This is a genomic window from Thiosulfatihalobacter marinus (assembly GCF_016019955.1).
Lineage (GTDB): Bacteria > Pseudomonadota > Alphaproteobacteria > Rhodobacterales > Rhodobacteraceae > Shimia > Shimia marinus_A.
Map to the genome: position 1 here is coordinate 266837 of NZ_JAECRZ010000002.1, position 23330 is coordinate 290166.

The 23330-nt window shown below is 63.9% G+C and carries 19 protein-coding genes and 2 tRNA genes; 11 read left to right on the forward strand and 10 right to left on the reverse strand.

All coding sequences use genetic code 11. The features are described 5' to 3' along the window. Positions 1 to 137: 137 nt before the first annotated feature. The 4 genes from I3253_RS04320 to glpK all read left to right on the forward strand — a co-directional run bounded on the left by I3253_RS04320 (position 138) and on the right by glpK (position 5884). Positions 138 to 211: transfer RNA gene (locus I3253_RS04320), tRNA-Gly, on the forward strand. 123 nt (positions 212 to 334) lie between these two features. Next, the gene (locus I3253_RS04325) at positions 335 to 2134 is read left to right on the forward strand and encodes an ABC transporter transmembrane domain-containing protein (RefSeq protein ID WP_197916415.1); all 1800 of its coding nucleotides are present in this window, start codon (positions 335 to 337) and stop codon (positions 2132 to 2134) included. Between the two features lie 227 nt (positions 2135 to 2361). After that, on the forward strand, positions 2362 to 4248 hold the full coding sequence (locus I3253_RS04330) for an acyl-CoA synthetase (RefSeq protein WP_197916416.1): 1887 nt from the start codon (positions 2362 to 2364) through the stop codon (positions 4246 to 4248). A gap of 151 nt (positions 4249 to 4399) precedes the next feature. After that, complete coding sequence (glpK, locus tag I3253_RS04335; RefSeq protein WP_197916417.1) at positions 4400 to 5884, forward strand: glycerol kinase GlpK; 1485 nt, start codon at positions 4400 to 4402, stop codon at positions 5882 to 5884. Here the strand turns inward: glpK and dtd are convergent. Together dtd and I3253_RS04345 are read right to left on the reverse strand one after the other, a co-directional pair. Beyond that, complete coding sequence (gene dtd / locus I3253_RS04340) at positions 5881 to 6318, reverse strand: D-aminoacyl-tRNA deacylase (RefSeq protein WP_197916418.1); 438 nt, start codon at positions 6316 to 6318, stop codon at positions 5881 to 5883. The genes glpK and dtd overlap by 4 nt on opposite strands. After that, positions 6315 to 7217, reverse strand: coding sequence for a carbohydrate kinase family protein (locus I3253_RS04345; RefSeq protein ID WP_197916419.1), 903 nt, complete (start codon positions 7215 to 7217; stop codon positions 6315 to 6317). The genes dtd and I3253_RS04345 overlap by 4 nt, the downstream gene beginning before the upstream one ends. Positions 7218 to 7306: 89 nt before the next feature. On the opposite strand from I3253_RS04345, the gene I3253_RS04350 reads away from it, so the two are divergent. Continuing rightward, positions 7307 to 7723 carry an Hsp20/alpha crystallin family protein gene (locus I3253_RS04350; protein WP_197916420.1) on the forward strand — a complete coding sequence of 139 codons (417 nt, stop codon included), beginning with the start codon at positions 7307 to 7309 and terminating at the stop codon, positions 7721 to 7723. Between the two features lie 289 nt (positions 7724 to 8012). On the opposite strand, the gene metF is transcribed toward I3253_RS04350, so the two are convergent. Next, positions 8013 to 8879 (reverse strand): methylenetetrahydrofolate reductase [NAD(P)H], encoded by an 867-nt coding sequence (gene metF / locus I3253_RS04355; protein ID WP_197916421.1) that lies wholly within the window; start codon positions 8877 to 8879, stop codon positions 8013 to 8015. Between the two features lie 98 nt (positions 8880 to 8977). Here metF and I3253_RS04360 point away from each other — a divergent pair, with 98 nt between their 5' ends. Beyond that, positions 8978 to 9883 carry a LysR family transcriptional regulator gene (locus I3253_RS04360; RefSeq protein ID WP_197916591.1) on the forward strand — a complete coding sequence of 302 codons (906 nt, stop codon included), beginning with the start codon at positions 8978 to 8980 and terminating at the stop codon, positions 9881 to 9883. A 4-nt stretch (positions 9884 to 9887) separates the two neighbouring features. Here I3253_RS04360 and I3253_RS04365 read toward each other — a convergent pair whose 3' ends face one another. Together I3253_RS04365 and I3253_RS04370 are read right to left on the reverse strand one after the other, a co-directional pair. Further along, positions 9888 to 10394: a GFA family protein gene (locus tag I3253_RS04365; RefSeq protein ID WP_197916422.1), complete on the reverse strand. Its 507-nt coding sequence runs from the start codon at positions 10392 to 10394 to the stop codon at positions 9888 to 9890. A 363-nt stretch (positions 10395 to 10757) separates the two neighbouring features. Further along, positions 10758 to 11798, reverse strand: coding sequence for an NADP-dependent oxidoreductase (locus I3253_RS04370; protein WP_197916423.1), 1041 nt, complete (start codon positions 11796 to 11798; stop codon positions 10758 to 10760). A 187-nt stretch (positions 11799 to 11985) separates the two neighbouring features. Here I3253_RS04370 and I3253_RS04375 point away from each other — a divergent pair, with 187 nt between their 5' ends. Continuing rightward, on the forward strand, positions 11986 to 12777 hold the full coding sequence (locus I3253_RS04375; protein WP_197916424.1) for an inositol monophosphatase family protein: 792 nt from the start codon (positions 11986 to 11988) through the stop codon (positions 12775 to 12777). A gap of 88 nt (positions 12778 to 12865) precedes the next feature. Here the strand turns inward: I3253_RS04375 and I3253_RS04380 are convergent, their stop codons facing one another. Beyond that, positions 12866 to 13612, reverse strand: a complete 747-nt coding sequence (locus I3253_RS04380) for a rhomboid family intramembrane serine protease (RefSeq protein WP_197916425.1) — start codon at positions 13610 to 13612, stop codon at positions 12866 to 12868. Between the two features lie 31 nt (positions 13613 to 13643). Further along, positions 13644 to 17066: a bifunctional proline dehydrogenase/L-glutamate gamma-semialdehyde dehydrogenase PutA gene (gene putA, locus I3253_RS04385; protein WP_197916426.1), complete on the reverse strand. Its 3423-nt coding sequence runs from the start codon at positions 17064 to 17066 to the stop codon at positions 13644 to 13646. Positions 17067 to 17170: 104 nt separating this feature from the next. Here putA and I3253_RS04390 point away from each other — a divergent pair, with 104 nt between their 5' ends. The 3 genes from I3253_RS04390 (at position 17171) to I3253_RS04400 (ending at position 18379) form a co-directional block, all read left to right on the forward strand. Continuing rightward, positions 17171 to 17644 carry an Lrp/AsnC family transcriptional regulator gene (locus I3253_RS04390; RefSeq protein WP_197916427.1) on the forward strand — a complete coding sequence of 158 codons (474 nt, stop codon included), beginning with the start codon at positions 17171 to 17173 and terminating at the stop codon, positions 17642 to 17644. A gap of 37 nt (positions 17645 to 17681) precedes the next feature. Next, positions 17682 to 18233, forward strand: a complete 552-nt coding sequence (locus tag I3253_RS04395; protein WP_197916428.1) for a tetratricopeptide repeat protein — start codon at positions 17682 to 17684, stop codon at positions 18231 to 18233. Positions 18234 to 18292: 59 nt separating this feature from the next. Continuing rightward, positions 18293 to 18379 (forward strand) — tRNA-Leu (locus I3253_RS04400). A gap of 48 nt (positions 18380 to 18427) precedes the next feature. Here the strand turns inward: I3253_RS04400 and metG are convergent. The 3 genes from metG to I3253_RS04415 all read right to left on the reverse strand — a co-directional run bounded on the left by metG (position 18428) and on the right by I3253_RS04415 (position 22247). Then, entirely contained in the window at positions 18428 to 20140 is a 1713-nt protein-coding gene (gene metG, locus I3253_RS04405; protein ID WP_197916429.1) for a methionine--tRNA ligase, read from the reverse strand. 102 nt (positions 20141 to 20242) lie between these two features. After that, complete coding sequence (locus I3253_RS04410) at positions 20243 to 21502, reverse strand: MFS transporter (RefSeq protein WP_197916430.1); 1260 nt, start codon at positions 21500 to 21502, stop codon at positions 20243 to 20245. Positions 21503 to 21626: 124 nt separating this feature from the next. After that, entirely contained in the window at positions 21627 to 22247 is a 621-nt protein-coding gene (locus tag I3253_RS04415) for an ImuA family protein (RefSeq protein WP_232236995.1), read from the reverse strand. Positions 22248 to 22345: 98 nt separating this feature from the next. Between I3253_RS04415 and speB the strand changes: the two genes are divergently transcribed. Then, positions 22346 to 23305, forward strand: a complete 960-nt coding sequence (speB, locus tag I3253_RS04420; RefSeq protein WP_197916431.1) for an agmatinase — start codon at positions 22346 to 22348, stop codon at positions 23303 to 23305. Positions 23306 to 23330 lie beyond the last annotated feature (25 nt).

Consider the following 23330-nt stretch of genomic DNA (forward strand, 5'->3'; position numbering starts at 1 on the left):
GGATCAAAGCATCATCTCTTCGCTGTGCGACGGCGCAGATTGCCTGCCCTTGTAGGGTCCAGTTAAAATTATTCCCACAGCATTTTCCATTGGCCTTGACCTCGATTTTTCATTCACATAGGAAGTGGATTTGTTGAGCGGGCGTTGTGTAGTGGTAAGACCTTAGCCTTCCAAGCTAATGACGCGGGTTCGATTCCCGCCGCCCGCTCCAGTTTCTTCCCTGTCCCCGTTGACAAAATTCGGCACCCGGTCCGGCCGGCCCGTGGCAACTCGCGGGTTGACGCCCCCGCGCCGGAACGCCACTAACGCGGGAACACGCATCCGGGGTACAGACATGGCCAGACGACCACAGCCGCAAAACGGGGAACAGGAGCGCGAAAAGTCCAGGCGCGTTGGCGCATTGCGTGGTCTGGCGCCGTTTCTGCGGCCCTATCGCGGGCTTGTTGTTCTCGCACTTCTCGCGCTCACGCTGACAGCAACCGTGTCGCTGATGCTGCCCATGGCCGTGCGCCGCGTGATCGACAATTTCGGCACCAAGAGCGAGGCGCTTCTGGACCGGTATTTCCTTGTCGCGCTGGGCTTTGCCGCGTTGCTCGCGGTGGGGACGGCACTGCGCTACATGCTGGTCACGCGGCTTGGCGAACGGGTGGTGGCCGATATCCGCAAGGCTGTGTTTGACCGGGTCATTGGCCTGAGCCCGGCCTTTTTCGAGAACATCATGACCGGCGAGGTGCTGAGCCGCATCACCACCGATACCACCGTGATCCAGTCGGTGATCGGCTCGTCGGTGTCAATCGCGCTGCGCAACATCCTGCTGTTTCTGGGCGGGCTGGTGCTGATGCTTTATACCTCGGCCAAACTGACGCTGCTGGTGCTGCTGATCGTGCCGCTGGTGATTGTGCCGATCCTTGTGCTGGGCCGCCGCCTGCGCAAGCTCAGCCGCGAGAATCAGGACTGGATCGCGGAAAGCTCGGGCAACGCCTCCGAGGCACTCTTGTCGGTGCAGACGGTTCAGGCCTTTACCAACGAGGCCCGCGCCCGCGCCACATTCGGCCGCGTGACGGACCTGTCGCTGCTTGCCGCCATGCGGCGCATCAATACCCGCGCGCTGCTGACGATGATCGTGATCTTCCTGATTTTCACCGGCGTTGTCGTTGTGCTGTGGATCGGCGCGCGCGACGTGCGTGCCGGGGGCATGAGCGTGGGCGTGCTGGTGCAGTTCGTGATCTATTCGGTGATGGTGGCCGGGGCCGTGGGCGCGCTCTCGGAAATCTGGAGCGAGTTGCAACGCGCCGCCGGGGCCACCGAGCGGCTTGTCGAGCTGTTGCAGTCACATGACGACATCACCGATCCCGCGCAGCCCGCCGCCCTGCCGGACGCGGTGCGCGGCGAGATCACCTTTGACGGTGTGAGTTTCCATTACCCGTCGCGCCCCGGCATCTCGGCGCTGGACGGGATCGACCTGACCATCCGGCCAGGCGAAACCGTGGCGCTTGTGGGGCCGTCGGGCGCGGGCAAGACCACGATTATCCAGATGCTTCTGCGCTTTTACGATCCCCAGGCGGGGCGTGTCCTGCTGGACGGGGTGGCGCTGCCGGACATGGCGCGCGACGGGTTCCGCCGGCATATCGCGCTGGTGCCGCAGGATCCGGTGATCTTTGCCGACAGCGCGCGCGAGAATATCCGCTTTGGCCGGCTTCAGGCCACCGATGCCGAGGTCGAGGCCGCGGCCCGCGCTGCCGCCGCGCATGATTTCATCGCGGCCCTGCCCGAGGGCTATGAAAGCCCGCTGGGCGAACGCGGCGTGATGCTGTCGGGCGGGCAGAAACAGCGTATCGCCATCGCCCGCGCCATTCTGCGTGACGCGCCGGTCCTGTTGCTGGACGAGGCCACGTCGGCGCTGGATGCCGAAAGCGAACGGCTGGTGCAACAGGCGGTGGACGAACTGGCGCAGACCCGCACCACCATCATCGTCGCGCACCGTCTGGCCACGGTGAAAAAGGCCGACCGCATCATCGTCATGGAAGACGGGCGCATCGTGGCCCAGGGCAAACATGACGACCTGGTGGCCCAGGGTGGTCTTTATGCGCGCCTGGCGCGGTTGCAGTTCACCCATGGGGCTGCCGCCGAATAGGCCGCTCTGACGGGTGCGCCCCGCGCGGTGCCGAACCGGCCTGGCTCTGCTTGCTCCGAAGGGCCCGGCAGGGCTGCGCGGTTTTACGCCACGTCCCGAAAGACCTGACTTTAGGTCAGGGCTGGTCAAAAGCTTGCGGGATGCGGAATTAGCCTGCATCCTTGATGCAAAGACCGCGCGGGCCATCCGGGATCCGCCGGAACACCATAAATGGGGGGAGACCGGATATGAGCTTCGCATCGCTCGATGACCTGAAGAAAATTGAACAGGAAATGGCCTGGGAGGCGCGTGACCTTCCGGTGACGCTGTATGACATGATCGCGCGGACACGGGACAGGTTCGGGAACCGTCCGGCGCTGTCCTATCAGCTTTTGTCCGGCCCCAAAGACAAGGCCGAGACCCTGACCTGGTCCGAGTTGCACGACAAGGTATGTCAGGCCGCCAACCTGTTCCGGTCGCTGGGCGTGAAGGAAGACGATACCATCGCCTATATCCTGCCCAATGCCAACGAGACCCTGATCACCATGCTGGGCGGGGCGATCGCCGGGATCGTCAACCCGATCAACCCGTTGCTGGAGCCGGAACAGATCGCCGCGATCCTGCGCGAAACCAACGCCAAGGTGGTGGTCACGCTGAAATCCTTTGTCAAGACGGACGTGGCCCAGAAAGTGGCCGAGGCGGTTCGCCATGCGCCCAAGGTGCACACGGTTCTGGAAGTGGATCTTGTGCGCTACCTGACCCCGCCCAAAAGCTGGATCGTGCCGCTGATCCGGCCCAAGAACCCGGATGCCGTGGCGCATCACGCGGACCTGAAGAATTTCAACAGGGAACTGGCCCGGCAGAACACGACGCTGGATTTTGAAGACCGCAAGATTGATCGCGTTGCCGCCTATTTCCACACCGGTGGCACCACCGGGATGCCCAAGGTGGCCCAGCACAAATATTCCGGCATCATCTACAATGGCTGGCTGGGGCATCGTCTGTTGTTCACCGAACAAGACAACATCATGTGCCCGCTGCCGCTGTTTCATGTGTTTGCGGTGCATGTGATCGTGATGGCGGCGATCTCGGCGGGGTCTCACGTGATCTTCCCGACCCCCGCGGGCTATCGCGGCGACGGGGTGTTCGACAATTTCTGGAAGCTGATCGAACGCTGGAAAATCTCGTTCATCATCACCGTGCCCACCGCCGTATCGGCGTTGATGCAGCGCCCGGTGGATGCCGATCTGTCAACGGTGAAGACCGCGTTTTCCGGCTCTGCGCCGATGCCGATGGAACTGTTCAAGCGGTTCGAGGAAACCTGCGGTGTGGATGTGGTCGAAGGTTATGGCCTGACCGAAGCGACCTGTCTGGTGTCGTGCAACCCGCCCACGGGCGCCAAGAAGGTCGGCTCGGTCGGCCTGCCGTTCCCCCACACGGATGTGCGCATCGTCAAGGAGGGAGAGACCGGGCTGGAGGAGTGCGCCACGGACGAGGTGGGCGAGATCTGTGTGTCCAACCCCGGTGTTTTCGCCGGCCATACCTATACCGAGGCCGACAAGAACAAGGATCTGTTCTACAAGGAGAAATACCTGCGCACCGGCGATCTGGGCCGGGTGGACGCGGATGGCTATCTCTGGATCACCGGCCGCGCCAAGGATCTGATCATTCGCGGTGGCCACAATATCGATCCGGCCGAGATCGAAGAGGCCCTGCTGACCCATCCGGCCGTGGCCTTTGCCGGGGCGATCGGCCAGCCCGACGCCCATGCCGGTGAGGTGCCCTGTGCCTATGTCGAACTGGTTGCGGGCGGAAGCGTGACCGCCGAGGAACTGCGCGAACATTGCAAGGTGCATGTGCATGAACGTGCGGCGCAGCCCAAATATGTCGAGGTGTTGGCGGAACTTCCCAAGACGGCGGTGGGCAAGGTGTTCAAGCCCGATCTGCGCAAATCCGCGATCACGCGCATTTACAATGCCGAGCTGGAAAAGGCCGGTGTGCCCGCGCGCGTGACCTCGGTTCTGGATGACAAGAAGCGGGGATTGGTGGCGCAACTGGCCAACAATGGCGATGCGTCGGATGACGAGGTTGGCAAGGTGCTGGGGGCGTTCACACGCCCCTGGGAGTGGACCTGAGGCGCCGGAGTGGGGGCCAGCCCCCACACCCCCGGAGTATTTCCGGCAAAATGAAGACCAAGGGCGCGGGGGCGGTTGCCGCGCCCTTTGTCGTTGATGGTGTGGGGGGTGCGGATTAGGCTGGTGCAGGACGACGCAGGGAGAAGGTGACATGGGCCATATACTGGCGATCGATCAGGGCACGACATCCAGCCGGGCGATCCTGTTTGACGGCGATCTGCGCCCGGTGGCCAGCGCGCAGGAAGAGTTTGCGCAGCATTTCCCGCATTCGGGCTGGGTCGAGCACGATCCCGATGATCTGTGGCGCACAACGGTTGAAACCTGTCGCGAGGTGCTGGCGAGCACCGGAATCCCGGTGTCGCAGATTACCGGGATCGGCATCACCAATCAGCGCGAGACCACGTTGGTGTGGGATCGCGAGACCGGCGTGCCCATATACAAGGCGATCGTGTGGCAGGACCGGCGCACGGCGGACATGTGCCGGACCCTGAAGGACGCCGGGCACGAGGCGGAGGTTGCCGCGCGCACCGGTTTGCTTCTGGATCCGTATTTTTCCGGCACCAAGGTGGCCTGGCTGCTTGGCAATGTCGAGGGCGCGCGGGCACGGGCCGAGGCGGGGGATCTGCTGTTCGGGACGGTGGATTGCTTTCTGATCTGGAAGCTGACCGGCGGACGTGTTCATGCGACCGATGCCACCAATGCCGCGCGCAGTTTGCTGTATGATATTCATGCCGGATGCTGGTCGCGGGAAATCTGCGCGCTGCTGGATGTGCCGATGGCAATGCTGCCCGAGGTGCGCGATTGTGCGGCCGAATTCGGCACGACGGATCCGGCACTGTTTGGCGTGCCGGTCCCGATCCGGGGGGTGGCCGGCGATCAGCAGGCGGCCACGGTGGGGCAGGCCTGTTTTCGCCCTGGCATGATGAAGTCCACCTATGGCACGGGCTGTTTTGCGTTGCTCAATACCGGTGCCACGCCGGTAATGTCGCAAAACCGGCTGTTGACCACCATCGCCTACCAGTTGGATGGTACGCCGACCTATGCGCTGGAAGGCGCGATTTTCATTGCCGGGGCGGTGGTGCAGTGGCTGCGCGATGGTATGAAGCTGATTGCGGAAGCGGCGGAAACCGCCGTGCTGGCAGCGGCCGCCGACCCGGCGCAGGATCTGATCCTGGTGCCAGCCTTTACCGGGCTGGGCGCGCCCTATTGGGCGCCAGAGGCGCGTGGGGCGGTGTTTGGTCTGACTCGCAATTCCGGGCCGGCGGAATTTGCCCGTGCGGCGCTGGAAAGTGTCGGGTTTCAGACGCGCGATCTGCTGGAGGCGATGCGGGCCGATTTCGACCCTCCGGATGCGACTGTGTTGCGGGTGGATGGCGGCATGGCAGCCAGCGACTGGACCATGCAATTTCTGGCCGATGTCACCGGCGCCCCGGTGGATCGCCCGCAGATGTTGGAAAGCACCGCGCGCGGTGTCGCATGGCTGGCGGGGATGCAGGCGGGCATTTACCCGGACATCGACGGATTTGCCAAAACATGGGCCATTGAGCGGCAGTTCACCCCCGCACGCGACGACGCCTGGCGGGCGCGGCGCTATGGAGCCTGGAAACGGGCCGTGTCGGCGACGCTGACGGTTTAGACCTCCAGCCAGATCGTCACCGGGCCGTCATTGAGCAAACGAACCTTCATGTCGGCGCCGAACCGCCCGCGCGCCACGCCGATGCCCTGTGCGGCCAGTTGATCGGCGAAATAGGTGTACAGGCGCTCTCCTTCGCCAGGTGGGGCGGCGGCGGAGAATCCGGGCCGGTTGCCGCTGCGCGTGTCGGCGGCCAGGGTGAATTGCGATACCACCAGCGCTTCGCCGCCGGTATCCAGCAGCGATCTGTTCATTTTGCCGTTTTCGTCCTGGAATATCCGCAGCCTGGAGATTTTTGCCGCCAGCTTGTCCGCCTGGACCGTGCTGTCGCCTTGCATGGCGCAGACCAGAACCAACAGGCCGGCGCCAGTTTCTGCGAGGATGTCTTCATCCACTGTGACCGAGGCTTCGGATACGCGTTGCAACAGGGCCCTCATGGCAAGTCCTTTCGATAAGGGGGGGGGGCTCCGGCGCGTGTGACCGAGAGCGTGGCGGCCTGCACGCCCAGCGAGGCGGCGGCGTGGATCGTGTCTGGTCCGGCCAGTGCCAGGGCGCGCGGCCCAAGGCAGCCAGCCTGCGCCAATCCTGCCAGGAAGCCCGCATTGAACGTGTCGCCCGCGCCCACGGTGTCTGTCACTGTCACGCGGGGGGGCGGGATTGACTGACTGCCATGCCGGGTGAACACGGTCACGCCGCCGGCGCCGTGGCTGTGTACCACCACACAGGCGCGCCCGGTCAAAAGGGTGTTCGGCGGGTCGGGATGTAGCCAGGCGATGTCTTCGTCCGACAGTTTGAGTATGTCGGCCATGGCGATCATGCGTGCCAGCCTGGCGCGATACCCGGACGGGTCCCCCCCGACAAGCGCGGGGCGGATATTGGGATCCAGCAGCGTCAGCCGGTCTGGTCCGGCCAGTTGCATCACCGCTTCGAACGCGCCGGCTCCCGGGCGATGGATCAGGCTGAGCCCGCCCAGCACCAGCGCGGCAATGTCGTCCAGAGAAGGCAGACATGCGGCGTTGGTGTTGCTTGTGGCGTTGTCCGCGTCCTGGAACTCGAATTGCGGGTGGCCATTGACCAGGCGCACCGATGCTACGGGGGTAGGCGCGTTCAGCACCGGCGCGCGCGAAATGTCCACGCCCTCGCGGCGCAGGGCGTCTTGCAGCATCTCGCCGTGCGCATCGCTTGAAAGACCGCCCCAGAATCCCACTGGCCGGCCCAGCCGTGCCAGCGCGATAGCGGTGTTCACCGCCGCTCCACCGGTAAGCGTGCGCATCTGGCCTGTCCCATCGGGCGTGGGGATCATGTCGATCACGGCTTCGCCGCAGGTCAGGATCATGGGCGCCGCCTTTGCGCGGTATCAAGGACAATCAGTTGAGAATTTGCGACAATATCAGGGTGAAAACAACCAGACAAAGGAGGAAACAGATGGTTGAGAAATCACAAGCCGCCGGGCTCTGGCCCTCGTTGTATGAACCTTTTCGCGCGGCCGGGGCGCGGCTGGCTGATTGGCTTTCACCCGCCTCCGAGGCATCTTCGGATGATGGCGCTTACAGGATCAGCATGGAGTTGCCGGGCGTGGGCGAGGATGATCTGGAACTGACAGTGGATGGCGGGGTGGTGTCTGTGAAGGGCGAGAAACGCACAAGCCGCGAAGAGCAGGGCGAAACCTGGTTCTTTTCCGAACGCCAATACGGGGCGTTTTCGCGCTCGTTCCGGCTCCCGGCTGATGCGGATGAAGCGGCGGTGCGCGCTGATCTGAAGGATGGTGTGCTTTCTATCGTGGTACCGCGTCAAAAGCCTGAGACACGCGCTGCAAAGACAGTGAAGATCAACCGGGGATGATTGTGCCCGGGAAAAGGGGGCGCTGCCCCCTCCTGGCCGCGTGGCGGCCAGTTCACCCCCGGGATATTTGAGGCCAAAAGAAGAAATGATTGCTTAACCTTGTGAGATTAGCCTCAAGTTGCGGTACAGGCGGGGACGCCGATGGCCGCGCCATGAGAAGCTCCCCGGCTTTCGGGCTGGGGAGTACCACCGTCTTCTTTTGGCGAAAAATATCCCGGGGGAGTCGCCGTTTGCGGCGACGGGGGCAGCGCCCCCAACCAAGCTTTGCTCTTGTCTCGATGCTGGTAGATCAGGCGACGTTTTCCAACCGCACCTGCGGTACGACCCCGAGGGCATGGCACACATCGCGTGTCAGTTCGGGGCGGTTGAGCGTGTAGAAATGCAGCGCGTTCACGCCTTCGTCCAGTAGGTCCGAGCACAATTCGGTACAGATCGCCGTGGCCAGCAGATCCTCGCGTCCGTCGCGGGTGGCCTTGGCAAAGGCATCCTCCAGCCATGCCGGGATGGTGGTGCCGCAGCGGCGCGCGAAATTGCGCACGCCTTTCCAGTTTTCGATCGGCAGGATGCCCGGCACGATCGGGGCGTCGATTCCGGCGGCGGCACAATCGTCACGGAACCGCAGGAACGCGTCTGCCTCGAAGAAGAATTGTGTCAGCGCCTCGGTTGCGCCCGCGTCGATCTTGCGTTTCAACCAGTCGATATCGGCCTTGCGGTCTGCGGCTTCCGGGTGTTTCTCGGGATAGGCGCCCACGCGGATCGTGAACTTGCCGGTGTCCGCCAGCGCCTCGATCAGTTCCACCGAATGGGCGAACCCCTCGGGATGCGGGCGGAACCCGTCGCTGCCCTTGGGAGGATCGCCACGCAGCGCCACGATCTCGGACACTCCGGCGGCGGCGAAATCTTCGGCGATCTTCAGGGTTTCGGCGCGGGTCGCATCCACGCATGTCAGATGCGCGGCGACGTTCAGGCCGCTTGACTTGTGCAGCGTTGCCACCGCGTCGCGGGTCAGGTCACGGGTTGTGCCCCCGGCTCCATATGTCACCGACACGAACCGCGGGGTCAGTGGCGCCAGCGCCTGTACCGTATCCCACAGCCGAAACGACGCCTCCAGGTTTTGCGGCGGGAAGAATTCAAAAGAAATATCAGGTGAGGTCATGATCATGGGTCCAGAACTTGTGGTTGTCCTCATGTCCCACACGTGGCATCTTTAGGCAAATTCATAATATTCAAGAACGTCATGAGCCAAACATGAAGATGCACATCGAATTCCGTCATTTGCGCACCGTGCGCGCGATCCATGAATGTGGTGGGCTGGCGCGGGCCGCGGAACAACTCAACATCACGCAATCGGCGCTGTCGCACCAGATCAAGGGGCTGGAGGAACAGACCGGCGTAGAGCTTTTCGTGCGCCGGTCCAAACCGATGAAGCTGTCGGGCGCCGGGATGCGCCTGTTGCGGCTGGCCAACAAGATCCTGCCCGAGGTCGACGCGATCGAGGCCGAATTCAACGGGTTGCGCGATGGCAGTTCGGGGCGGCTGCATATCGCCATCGAATGCCACGCCTGTTTTGAATGGCTGTTTCCGGTGCTCGAGGCCTTCCGCAAGACATGGCCGGATGTGGATGTCGATATCCGCCCCGGCCTGGCCTTTGACGCGATGCCCGCGCTGCAAAAGGAAGAGGTGGATCTGGTGGTCTCTTCCGATCCGGAAAACCTGCCTGGCATCTCGTTTTCCCACCTCTTTGATTACAACCCGGTCTTCGTCGCCGCCGCCCAGCACCCGCTGGCGGGCAAGCCCTGGGTCGAGGCCGAGGATTTTCGTGGCCAGACTCTGATCACCTATCCGGTCGACCGGGCGCGGCTCGATATCTTTTCCCAGCTTCTGACCCCGGCCAAGGTGGAACCGGGCGCGATCCGGCAGGCCGAACTGACGGCGGTGATCCTGCTGCTTGTCGCTTCCAACCGGGGCGTATCCGTCTTGCCCGATTGGGTGGTGCGCGAGGTGAAATACTCGTCGGATTACGTCACCCGCCCGCTTACCGAAAACGGCATCACCCGCCAGCTTTTCGCCGCCACACGCGACGAGGATCTGGAAAAGCCCTACATGCGCGATCTGATCCGCCTTGCCGGGGAAGAGGCGCGACGGCTCCAGGCCGCGTGACTACTCAGCGCCCCAGCGCCATCTCCAGCCGCGCCCTGATCAGGCGAAAAAACAGCCGTGGCGGAAAGCGGCGATAGGCCGGGGCATCGCCGGGCAGGGGCGTGTCGGCGGCGCGATGACGGATATTGGTGCGCATCTCGATGGCGGGCAGGTCGGCGTCGTCAAACCGGTTGCGGAACAGCGACACCCAATGGCCGGGGCGGAATTTCAGATAGATCGCGCTGTTGCAGCAGGTGGCGACAAAGCGCTGGGTCGGGGCAGTGTCACGCAGCTTGTGGCCCTGCAACACTTCCGCGCCCCGGATCACCCGGAACCTGTCGTCGCGATAGGTCAGGTACGATGCACCGCCATCGCTCTCCAACACGTCGCCCGCGCCCGTCAGCGCCTCGAGCCGCCGCCCGCCCGCCTGGCAATCGGCGCAGTAACAGACCGCCGTCAGGATCGGCGCGCCCTCTGCCTCGCACAGGACGGAACCGCAGCGGCAGCGCAGGGTGCGGAGCAGGGCTGACATGGTGGCTGGCCTCTCTGACGGATGGGAACAATCCCACCATAGCGCGGCCCGGCAGGGGCGCCACCGGTTTTCGCCCTTCGCAAACGCCAGAAAACAGCGCCTGACCGCCGTTGCGATCTTGGTGCTGCAACCGAAACGGGGGGCGGGTCGGAGAATCCCTTGCGCGGGCCGCTTGCTCAAATGCATCAAAACTTTGTTACGCTGGCGCCCGGTGGCTTCAACGGACGGTTTCACGCAGCGATACCGACGCAATACCGACGTGATACCGACGTGCTGCCGATTGCAGTGCGGCCTTGTTAACCTGGGGTTTCGGGGTGATTCGCGTGGCCGCGCGCAGCCTTGGGCCGCGCGCCGCGTTCAGGTTCAGATCACCTTGACCAGCTGTTTGCCCTTGTTGCCGCCCTTCAGCATGGCACGGAACGCCGCCGGGGCGCTTTCCAGCCCCTCGGCGATATCCTCGACATATCTGATCCTGCCTGCCGCCAGCGCCGGACCGGCCTCGCGCAGGAAATCGGGATAGCGGTCATAGTGGTTGGAGATGATGAAACCGTTCACCGACAGGAAGTTGACCAGGATCGTGCGCCACAGGCGCGGGCCGGTGATGGCCTCGGTCGAGGCATCCGCCCCCAGTGCGCCGGCATTGTACCACGCGATCATGCCGCAAAGCGGGATACGGCCAAAGGGGTTCATCAGCGGCAGAACAGCATCCAGCACCTTGCCGCCGACATTCTCGAAATAGATATCCACGCCCTTGGGGCAATGCTCTTTCAGGGCGCCGCGCAGGTCGCGCGCGGTGTCAAAGGCGCGGTGATCGACACAGGCGTCAAAGCCGTAAACCTCTGTCGCCATTCGGCATTTTTCCGCCCCTCCGGCGATACCGACCACGTTCAGCCCGCGCAGCTTGGCGATCTGTCCCACCATCGAACCCACCGGCCCGGTGGCCGCCGCCACGACCAGCGTTTCGCCCGTCTTGGGCTTGCCCAGTTCGGTCAGCCCGTACCAGCCGGTAAAGCCAGGCATGCCCAGCACGCCCAGCGCCGTGGAGATCGGCGCCAGATTGGGATCGAGCTTTTGCAGGGCCGGTTCCCTGGCAATGCCGTGGGTGGCCCAGCCGGTCATGCAGAAGACAAAATCGCCCGGTTGGTAGGCAGGGTGTTGCGAGGCGATCACTTCGCCCACGGCGCCGCCTTCCATCAGCCCGTCAATCGGGACCGGGGCGGCATAGGATTTGGCATCGTCCATGCGTCCGCGCATATAGGGATCAAGCGAGAAATAGTGCGTTTTGACAAGGACTTCTCCCTCTTTGGGCGTCGGCATGTCAATGGTTTCCAGGCGAAAGTTCTCGTCAGTCGGCTCGCCCGTCGGGCGGCTGGCCAGCACGATGCGCTGCATCTTGTCGCTCATGGCGTGTCTCCTTGTTGTGACTGTTCCACAAGGTGTGGGTCGCCCGCGCGCTTGGCAAGCCCGACCGCGCCTGACCCAGGGGCATGTGACGTGGCGTTCCGCGCGGATGATCGCGGCCGGGCAAGGCCCTTGGCAAACGGGGATTTGCGGCGTATACGCGCGCTCTGAGCCAAAAGGAGCCCCAGCCATGCCAGGCAGCGCAAATCTGAATATCATGATGAAAGCCGCCCGCAAGGCGGCCCGTTCGCTGCTCAAGGACTTTCGCGAGGTCGAGAACCTTCAGGTTTCCATGAAGGGCGCGGGCGATTTTGTCAGCAAGGCCGATTTGCGGTCTGAGGAGATCCTGAAAGAGGCCTTGTTGGAGGCGCGCCCCACCTATGGCTGGCTGGCCGAGGAGAGCGAAGAGATCGCGGGCAAGGATCCGACGCGCCGCTGGATCGTCGATCCGCTGGACGGCACCACGAATTTTCTGCATGGCCTGCCGCATTGGGCCATTTCCATTGCCCTGGAGCACAAGGGCCAGATCGTCGCCGGTGTTGTTTATGACCCCTCCAAGGACGAGATGTTCTATGCGGAAAAGGGTGAGGGCGCCTGGCTGAACGATAGCCAGAGGCTGCGGGTGTCGGGCCGTACACGGATGATCGAGGCGATTTTTGCCACCGGTCTGCCCTTTGGCGGAAGGGCCGACCTGCCCGAAACGCTGCAAGACCTGGCGCGCCTTTTGCCCGCCACCGCCGGCGTGCGCCGGTTCGGCGCAGCGGCGCTGGATCTCGCCTATGTGGCGGCGGGGCGGTATGAAGGGTTCTGGGAGCGTTCGCTGAATGCCTGGGATCTGGCGGCGGGTATGCTGATCGTCAAGGAGGCCGGCGGCTTTGCCGAACCGATCAACCCCAAGGGTGACATTCTGGAAGATGGCGAGATTGTTTGTGCCAACGAGCCGATTTTTGGCCAGTTTGCCAAGGTGATCCGCAACGGCTGACGGTGCGGGGGCTTTGCCCCGTCACGAGGCAAGCTCGTGACTCCCCAGGATATTTTTGGCCAAAAGAAGGACCGGGTGCGCGCGGGTGTCAGCGGCGGCGGCGCACCGTGGGGATTGAGCTTTGCGTGAGCTTGTATCTGGCTTCGGGGTGAGGCGGCTGACCTGCGTTACGACGCCAGAAACGCGGCCCGCCCCGGCGCAACCAAAGCGGCAGCGCCAGGAGCGCGCCGGAAATGAACCCGCCTGAATGGGCCCAATAGGCCACGCCGCCGCTGGCGGTGTCCATGCCCGCGCTGCCGACCAGTTGCAGCGCGAACCACAGCCCCAGCATCAGCCAGGCCGGAACCGTGAAGATCTTGAAGAAGATGATGATGATCAGCAGCACATCCACCCGTGCCCTGGGAAACATCAGAAGATATCCACCCATCACCCCGGCGATCGCCCCGGATGCGCCCACCATGGGCACGTTGGAATAGGGGTTGGCCGCCATCTGGCCCAGCCCTGCCGCCAGCCCGGCCAGCAGGTAGAAGACCAGAAAGCCGACATGGCCCATCTCGTCTTCCAGGTTGTCACCAAAGATCCACAGAAACAGCATGTTGCCCGCCAGGTGCATGAGGCCGCCATGCAGGAACATGGAGGTGATCAGCGTATGCAGGTTGTAGCCGTAATACACCTCGCCCGGGATCAGCGCCCAGGTCTGAAATATCCGGGCGAGCGCATAGTCATCGCCCATAAGGTGCCAATAGCTGAGAAAGACCCCGGTATTCAGGAGGATCAGAGTATAGACGACAAAGGGTCTGCGCCCCGACGGGTTGTGATCGCGGATCGGAAACATGCGTCGAGCCTGCGATCAAACGGGAGGGGCGTCAAGCGGCCCCACCCAGCAGCGCGGCGTTTCCGCCCGCTGCGGTTGTATCCACGCAGACATGGCGTTCGCCGCGCACCCGCGCCACGTCGGGCATGCCTGTGATCACGGGCAGGATCGGGCCGGGACGCCGGGACAGGGCAATTTCGTATTCGCGGGCGAGTTCCGTATCGCCCCAGCACAACACGCCGGAGATACCGGTCAGCCGTTCCAGCGCCTCGGGCGCAACCGCGCCGGTTGCGGCCACGGCGCGGCCGCCAAGCGATTGCACGGTTTCGGCTTGCCGTCTTGCCGTATCGGCGCCGGGACCAAGGCACAATAGCGGGGGGCGGGCGAAGGTGGACAGGCGGTTGGATTCCCCGGTCGGTCCGGGCAGCACAATCGACTGGACAGCGTCACCCGGCGGGCATTTTGCGATCAGGTCGGTCAATGCGTCCATGGGCATCGGCGTGCGCCATGTGCCCCCGGTCTGTGGGGCGCGCGCCGAGAAGCGCGGCAGGTAGTGTGGCCCGCCCGCCTTGGGGCCGGTGCCCGACAGGCCCTCGCCGCCAAAGGGCTGGCTGCCGACAATGGCGCCGATCTGGTTGCGGTTGACGTAGATATTGCCCGCATGAATCCGGTCCGATACGTGCTGCACCCGGTCATCGATCCGGGTTTGCAGGCCAAAGGTGAGGCCATAGCCAGTGGCGTTGATCGCGTCGATCACCGTGTCCAGTTCCGCGGATTTGAATGTGGCGACATGCAGGACCGGGCCGAAGATTTCGCGTTCCAGATCGCCAATCCCGTTCACCCGGATCAGGGTGGGGGCAATGAACGTGCCGGTTTGCGGAGTGGGCAGTTGGAACAGCACCCGTCCTTGGATCTGGGCCTGTGCAATGTGATCGGCGATGCCCCGGCGCGCGGTTTCGTCGATCACCGGGCCGCTGTCGGTGGAAAGCGCCCAGGGATCACCAAGCGTTAACTCTTTCATGGCACCTTTCAGCATGGTCAGCAGCCCGTCGGCGATGTCGTCCTGCACGTAAAGACACCGCAGGGCCGAGCAGCGCTGACCAGCGGATTGAAACGCGCTTTCGATGATCGCGGCAACGGCCTGTTCGGGCAGGGCGGTCGAATCCACGATCATCGCGTTCAGCCCGCCGGTTTCCGCGATCAGCGGCGCGCCGGGGGCGAGATGGGTGGCCATGGCGGCGCGAATGCGTTGCGCAGTGGCGGTGGACCCGGTGAAGGCAACGCCGTTCACGCGCGGATCCGAGGTGAGCGCGGCACCCACGGTCGCGCCGGCACCGGGCAGGTATTGCAGCGCCGTGCGCGCAACACCTGCCTCGTGCAACAGCTGTATAGCGCGATGCGCGATCAGCGGCGTCTGGTCGGCGGGCTTGGCCAGAACCGCGTTGCCCGCCGCCAGGGCCGCCGCGATCTGGCCCGAGAAGATCGCAAGCGGGAAATTCCACGGGCTGATGCAGGTGAACACGCCGGCGGGGGGGGCTTCGGGCGCGTTCGCACCGTAGTACCGCAGGAAATCCACCGCTTCGCGCAATTCGGCGACGGCATCCAGCGGGGTCTTGCCTGCCTCGCGCGCCAGGAGGGCGAAGAATTCGCCGAAATGCGCCTCGTAAAGATCGGCGGCGCGGTTCAGGATAGTCTTGCGTTCTTGCGCCGAAACCGCCCAGGGCGTGGCCGCTGCCAGGGCGGTCTCGATATCGGCCGGGCTGGCATGGGCCACGGTGCCCGGTGAATCCGACGGCAGGTAAGGGTTTGTCACCGGTTCCGCCGCCTTGGGTGCGGTTTGCCCTGCAATCAGGGGAGTGGCCTGCCATTGGGCCGCACGGTAGGGCGCCCGCGCCTTTTCGAGCTGCTCAAGTGTGGGGACATCCGTCAGGTCAAACCCCTTGGAATTCACCCGCTCGGGCGCAAAAAGTTCGGGGCCGCGCGGCAGATGCGGCGCCGGATCGTCAAGCGCCTCGAACGGATCGCGGGCGACGGTTTCGGCGGGCACGTCCGCGTCGACAATCTGGTTCACAAACGAGCTGTTGGCGCCGTTTTCCAGCAGGCGGCGCACCAGATAGGCCAGCAGATCGCGATGCGCGCCAACCGGCGCATAAATGCGGCAGCGGGTGTCGCGCGTGGTCAGAACGATGTCGTGCAGCGCCTCGCCCATACCGTGCAAGCGTTGGAATTCAAAAGCGGATTTGTCGCTGGCCATGTCCAGGATCGCGGCCACCGTATGGGCGTTGTGGGTGGCAAATTGAGGGTAAATCCGGTCGGTCATGCCCAGCAGTTTGCGCGCGTTGGCGATATAGCTGACATCGGTCGCCGCCTTGCGGGTAAAGACGGGAAACCCGTCAATGCCCAGAACCTGCGCCCGCTTGATCTCGGTATCCCAATAAGCCCCCTTGACCAGACGCACCATGATCCTGCGGTCCAGCCTGTGCGACAGCTCGTAAAGGTAATCCAGCGTGGCCCCGGCGCGCTTGCCATAGGCCTGCACCACCACGCCGAACCCGTCCCATCCGGCCAGGGCGGGCTCTCCCAGAACCGCCTCGATCACGTCCATCGAAATGGACAGGCGGTCGGCCTCTTCCGCGTCGATATTCAGCCCCATTCCGGCGGATTTCGCCAGCAGCGCAAGCGAGCGCAGGCGTGGCACCAACTCGTCCATCACGCGGGCGCGCTGGGCGATTTCATAGCGCGGATGCAGGGCCGACAGCTTGACCGAGATGCCGGGATTGTTGCGGATGTCGTCGTCGCTACAGGCCGCGGCGATGGCCGTGATCGCGCGCGAATAGGCGAGGTGATAGCGCATGGCGTCAGCGTCGGTCCTGGCGGCTTCGCCTAGCATGTCATAGGAATAGGTGTATCCCTTTTTCTCCATGTTCGCAGCGCGTTGCATGGCCGATGTGATGCTTTCACCCAGCACGAACTGTCGCCCCATTTCCTTCATGGCGCGCGCCACGGCGGTGCGGATTACCGGCTCGCCCAGCCGCTTGACCGCACCGCGCAAGCTGCCGATCAGGCCGGGCTCGCGATCCTCCAGAACCTTGCCGGTCAGCATCAGCGCCCAGGTCGAAGCGTTGACCAATGACGAGGTGGAATGCCCCAGATGGCGCCCCCAATCGGACGGGGCGATCTTGTCCTCGATCAGCGCATCGATGGTTTCCGCGTCCGGCACACGCAACAACGCCTCGGCCAAGCACATCAGCGCGATGCCCTCGTCGGTCGACAGGCCGTATTCGGCCAGAAAAACCTCCATCAGCCCCGGCTGTGTCCGGTCGCGAATGGCGCGCACCAGATCGGCGGCCCGGGCGCTGATGCGGGCGCGGTCCTCGGGCGACAGGGCGGCCTCGGCCACCAGGCGATCCAGCAGCGCGGCCTCGTCGCAATAGGTGGTGGTATCGATCAGGGTGCGGGCTTGGGAACGGGGCATGGCGAACTCCATTGAATTGACATAGTATACGTGGCATTTGGCAGGCGGATTTGCCGAATTTTGGGATTTGGCGGGCGGAATGGCTGAAAATGGCGGGCGAAACGATGCAAATTGAACAGGTGGCTCTGGATCGGTTCGATCGCGCGATTCTGGAGGTTCTGGCGGCGGACGGGCGGGTTTCGATCACCGATCTGGCCCAGCAGATCGGCCTGTCCAAAAGCCCAACCCAGGCCCGGCTGCGCCGGCTGGAAAAGGAGGGCGTGATCACCGGGTACCGCGCCCTGCTGGATCCGGTGCGGCTGGGGCTGGACCATGTCGCCTTTGTCGAGGTCAAGCTGACCGACACGCGCGAAGCGGCGCTGCGGGCCTTCAACAAGGCCGTGGCACAGGTGCCCGAAATCGAGCAGGCGCATATGATCGCCAGCCATTTCGATTACCTGCTCAAGGTGCGCACCCGCGATATGGCGGCCTATCGCGCCGTGCTGGGCGAAAGGATTTCCGCACTGCCGCATGTGGCCAGCACGTCGACCTATGTGGCGATGGAGGCGGTCAAGGATACCGGCCTCGCAGAGATGTGACTTGGTTGAGGGCAGCCCTGCATGGCAGAATTTCAGGATGAAACCCGTATTTGTTGCCTTGCTGTTCTTGTCCACCCCGGCCTGGGCCTGTCCCGACGCCCCGGATCACAGCGCGCCGCTGAACGCACTGATCGCCCGGTTGCAAGCGGCGCCGGACGAGGCATCGGCGCAGGTGATTGCCAACCAGATGTGGGCGTATTGGGCCGATGCGCCTGACGACGCGGCTCAAGAGATCCTGGACCAGGGCATGACCCGGCGCGCGGCCTGGGATCTTCTGGGCGCGCGCGAGGATTTCGACAGGCTGGTGGACTATTGCCCGGATTACGCGGAAGGGTACAACCAGCGCGCCTTTGTCAATTTCCTGCGCGGTGATTTTGCGGCGGCACTACCCGATCTTGAAAAGGCACTGAGCCTGTCTCCCAATCACATCGGTGCCCTGTCCGGGCGGGCGCTGACACTGGTGGGGCTGGGGCGCGATGCCGAAGCACAGGATGCGCTGGCGCAGGCGCTGGAACTCAACCCATGGCTGCCGGAACGCAGCCTGTACCGCGCACCGGAAAGCCGACACAAATCCGGTCAGGAACTCTAGCCTTCCTCGCTTTACACCGAATTCGCATTGGGTATTGTCGCGCAACCGTCATCAGGCAGGCCCGCGTGGTGGAATGGTAGACACAGGGGACTTAAAATCCCCAGGCCGATGAGGCCGTGCCGGTTCGAGTCCGGCCGCGGGTACCACCATGAAATCGCAGGACAAAATTCGCGAATAGTGCCGGTCTGGTTGTATCAGTCGCGCCGGCCCGCAAAGCGGCCTTCCCATTCGGCGCGCTCTTCATCGGTGATCTTGCGGAACAGAACGTCAGGCACGCTGAATCCGTGTCCCGGCGCCAGGGTCTGCAATGCAGCGGGAACGTCGTCGGGCCAGGTCCGGTCGTCGCTGTGCATGGCCGCCATCATGGCTTGGCTGGCATCGGGAATGAAAGGGGCCGACAGCACCGCGTAAATCCGGATCAGGTTCAGCGCGAGCCGGATCTGCATGGCGGCGGTGTCGGGGTCTTCCTTGAAGGTCGACCAGGGGGCGGCGGTTTGCAGGTATTCGTTGCCCGCCACCCAGATTGCCCGCAATTCCTGGGCCGACTTGCGCACTTCGCGCGCGCCCATGTGATCCTGGTAGGCCCCGATGCGCGTGGTCAGCTCGTCGATCAGCGCGGTTTCCGTGGCGCCATGGCTGCCACCCGCGGGAACCACTTCGCCAAATTTCGACCGGCAGAATTTGGTCACGCGGCTGACGAAATTGCCCAGAACGTCAGCGAGATCCTTGTTCACCGATTGCTGGAAGTTTTCCCAGGTGAATTCGCTGTCAGAACTTTCCGGCGCGTGGCTGAGCAGCCACCAGCGCCAGTAATCCGGGGGCAGGATGTCCAGCGCCTGATCCATGAACACGCCGCGCCCGCGCGAGGTGGAGAACTGGCCGCCATCGTAATTGAGGTAGTTGAAGGACTTGATATAGTCGACGGCCTTCCAGGGTTCTTCGGAGCCCAGGATCGTGGCCGGGAAGGACAGGGTGTGGAAGGGCACGTTATCCTTGCCCATGAACTGGGTATAGGTCACGTCCCCGGCGCCCCTGTCGGTGCGCCACCAGCGTTCCCAATTGTCGCCCTTGCCCGCGTCCACCCATTCCTGGGCGCAGGCGATGTATTCGATCGGGGCGTCGAACCAGACGTAGAACACTTTGCCTTCCATGCCGGGCCAGTCTTCGGTGCCCTTTTTAACCGGGATGCCCCAATCCAGATCGCGGGTGATGCCGCGATCCTGCAAGCCGTCACCGTCGTTCAGCCACTTGTTGGCAATCGACGTGGTCAGAACCGGCCAGTCGGATTTGCTGTCGATCCAGTCCTGAAGTTTTTCCCGCATCTGCGACTGACGCAGGAACAGGTGTTTGGTTTCGCGCTCTTCCAGGTCGGTAGAGCCGGAGATGGTGGAATAGGGATTGATCAGGTCGGTCGGGTCAAGTTGTTTGGTGCAATTGTCGCACTGGTCGCCGCGCGCGCCTTCAAAGCCGCAATTGGGGCAGGTGCCCTCGATATAGCGATCCGGCAGAAAGCGGCCGTCGGCATTGGAATACATCTGTTTTTCAGTAACTTCGCTGATCAGGCCCAGCTCTGCCAGGCGCCCGGCGAAATGCTGGGTCAGACGGTGGTTGCGCGGCGAGGACGAGCGCCCGAAATGATCAAAGCTCACGCGGAATCCGTCCGCGATCCGTGCCTGTGCCTCGTGCAGTTCGGCGCAGTATTCCGCCACCGGCATACCGGCCTTTGCGGCGGCAAGTTCTGCGGGGGTGCCATGTTCGTCGGTGGCGCAAAGGAACAGCACCTCATGGCCGCGCGCGCGCAGGTAGCGGGCATACAGATCGGCGGGCAGCTGGCTGCCAACCAGATTGCCCAGATGCTTGATCCCGTTGATATACGGAAGGGCCGAAGTGATCAGGTGGCGCGCCATGTCAGGTTCCCTTGGTTGTGCGTGCGCATCGTCTAGACCAAAGTGGCGCGCTGTTCCAGAGGGGCAATCCTGCCCATCGGTACGGCCCCGGGATTTCATGGCTTACTCGTCGGGGTCGTTTTCATCCTTGGTGGTGCGTGGCGGGGTTTCGCGCTGACGGCGGGTCAGGCGCCCGATGGTGAAGGAGGTGCGCGGCGCATAGACGTAACGCGTCCGTTTTTCGGCCGTCGGGCGCGCGCGCATCCGGGTCAGGCCAAAGACGATCAGCACGACATGCCCGACGGCGATCATTACGAACAGGGCAGAGGGCCCGTACCGCTGGATGAGGCCCGAGGCGAAGAGCGGCGCGGCAATGGCGCCAAGGGCGTAAAAGAACATCAGCGCGGCCGAAAGCTCGACCCGCTCCTCCGAGGTGGCAAAGTCATTGGCATGGGCGGCGGCGACCGAGTAGATGGGAAAGGCGGTCAGGCCAAAGACAGTGGCGTTGAGCATCACAAGCGTCGTGTTGCCGCCCCCGATCAGGATGGTTGTGATACAGGAACCGACGGCGGCGGCGGACAGCCAGATCAGCACCCAACGCCTGTCATATTTGTCGGCCAGCCAGCCCACCGGATATTGCGCCAGCGCGCCGCCCAGCACGAAGGCGGCCAGGAACCAGGCGATCTGATTGGTCTGCAAGCCCACCTCTGTGCCATAGACCGGTCCGACCATGCGAAAGCTGGCCGAACTGAGTGCGGCGACGACCACGCCAGCGGCGGCCAGCGGCGAGCGCGAGACGGCCAGCATCGGGCGCAAGCGTGGGGCGTCCGGCGTGGCGGGCTGGGGAGATCTGGTCAGCGTGATCGGCAATAGCGCGGCGCAGAACAGGATGGCGAGGATGTTGTAGGAAACATAGGCTGCCGGTTCCAGAACGCTGATCACCAGCTGTGCGGCAAGCGATGCGCCCATGTCCACCACACGGTAAACGCCCATGGCGCGCCCGCGTGTCTCGTTTGTGACCTTGGCCTGCAACCATGCCTCGACAACGGTATAGCATCCCGCCACGCACAGGCCCGACCCGACGCGCATCAGCGCCCAGGCGATCGGGTCGACCACGACGAAATGCGCGATCATTGAAATGGCGCCCGTCGCGGTAAAGGCCGCGAAGGCGCGGGAATGGCCGACGTTGCCGATCAGGCGTGGCGCCCACCAGCAGCCGATGAAAAAGCCAAAGAAATGCGCCGAGCCGAGCAGGCCGATCTGAGACGTGGAAAAGCCCAGCACGATGCCTGAAAGCGCATCCAGCGGGCCGACTCCGCCGGAACTCAGCTGAAGCAGGATCACGGACAGGAACAGGGCGGAGAAGGAAATTATCATGCGCATAATTTCCCAGCATCGCGGCTGGGGCCGTGGCGGCAAGTGGTAATTCGACGATTAAGTGTCGTTTTTGTCGGTTTGAGGGATGTTGCCGCCGTGCCCTGTCACCCGCCTGATGTAGAGCGGGGCGTCACGCCGGGATATTGGGGATGCTGTCCGGGGTGGTCAGCCGGGGTTTGCCCGCAAGGTCCGTGACCCGCCAGCGTTTGACCGGGTCAGTACGGGCGCGCAGTCGTGTCAGGGTCCAGGCCTCGGTGTCGGGCGTATGGGCGGGGGCCATATGCCAGCGGCTTTCCACCCCCTGCGCGCCCCCATCTGCGGGGGTAAGGATCAGGCCCAGCGGCGGCTGCCCGGTATCGGCGGCGCCGGTTTCGGCTGCCAGGTGCAGGCGGCGCACCGGGGTCAGCCCCGGCAGGCCGGGCAGATCGGCCACCACCAATGGCACCAGCCCGGCGCGCAACGTTTCCTCCATGGTCCAGAGCACGTCCTCGGGGCGGCGCGGGGTAAGGAAGGTGAACCGCCCCGGATGCACGAAGCGGGCCATGCCATCGGGGTTGAGCGGCGCGGCACTCCATTCCGGGGCGATCCAGAACACAGGGCCGCGGCTGTGCCGGGCCAGCCACAGGGCAAAGCTGTGGCGCGCCGGGCCGCACCCCTCGTGCAGCCGGGCCAGCGCCAGCGCGATGCCGGGGGCGGGTTCGAGCATGAGGCGGGGGCGTTCGGGGCTGCGTGTGAGGAGGTGAGTCGGCATGTCGGAATTCTAGCGCGTTCCCGTATTGTTCTCAATATGGGATGCTTTACCCGGCACCGGGAATACGGCACCGTGACCGCAGGCAAGCGGAGGGTGACATGGCTGGGCACGGATATGAGAGCGGGCGGTTGAACCTGCCTTTCGTGGGAATAGCGACATTCGGCAAGCGGCCCTATGTCGAGGACTGGTCGGCCATCGCGGCGGATGTGGCGGTGCTTGGCGCGCCGTATGATTTTGGCACGCAATGGCGCAGCGGCGCGCGGTTTGGGCCCAGGGCGGTGCGTGAAGCCAGCACATTGTTCAGTTTCGGCCATGCCGGGGCATATGACCACGAGGATGACGCGAGCTATCTGGGGGGCGACGTGCGGATTGTCGATCTGGGCGACGCCGACATCGTGCATACCGACACCGCTCAAAGCCATGCCAATATCAAGGCCGGTGTGCGCGCGATACTGGATGCGGGGGCGTTGCCGGTGGTGATCGGCGGCGATCATTCGGTGAATATCCCCTGTATCAATGCGTTTGACACGCAAGGGGACATCCACGTCCTGCAAATCGACGCGCATCTGGATTTTGTCGATAAGCGCCACGGGGTGCGGTATGGCCATGGCAACCCGATGCGGCGTGCGGCAGAGCAGGCCCATGTCACCGGGCTGACACAGGTGGGCATTCGCAATGTCAGTTCGACAGCACGGGAAGGTTACGAGGATGCCCGCAGCATGGGCAGCGACATCCTGAGTGTGCGCCAGGCCCGTGCCCTGGGGCCAGAGGGCGTGATCGGGCGCATACCCGAAGGCGCCAGAGTGTACGTGACCATCGATATCGATGCGTTTTGTCCTTCGATCGCGCCGGGTACGGGCACGCCCAGCCATGGTGGTTTCCTGTATTACGACGTGTTGGAGATGTTGCAGGCGCTGGCGCGGCGGCACGAGGTGGTGGGCATCGATCTGGTCGAGGTGGCACCCGACTATGACCCGACCGGATCGACGGCGATCCTGGCGGCGCAGGTGCTGTTGAATTTTCTGGGTTTCATTTTCCACGCGCGCAAGGCGGGTTGAACTTGCCGCATCAGGCTCTACTCTG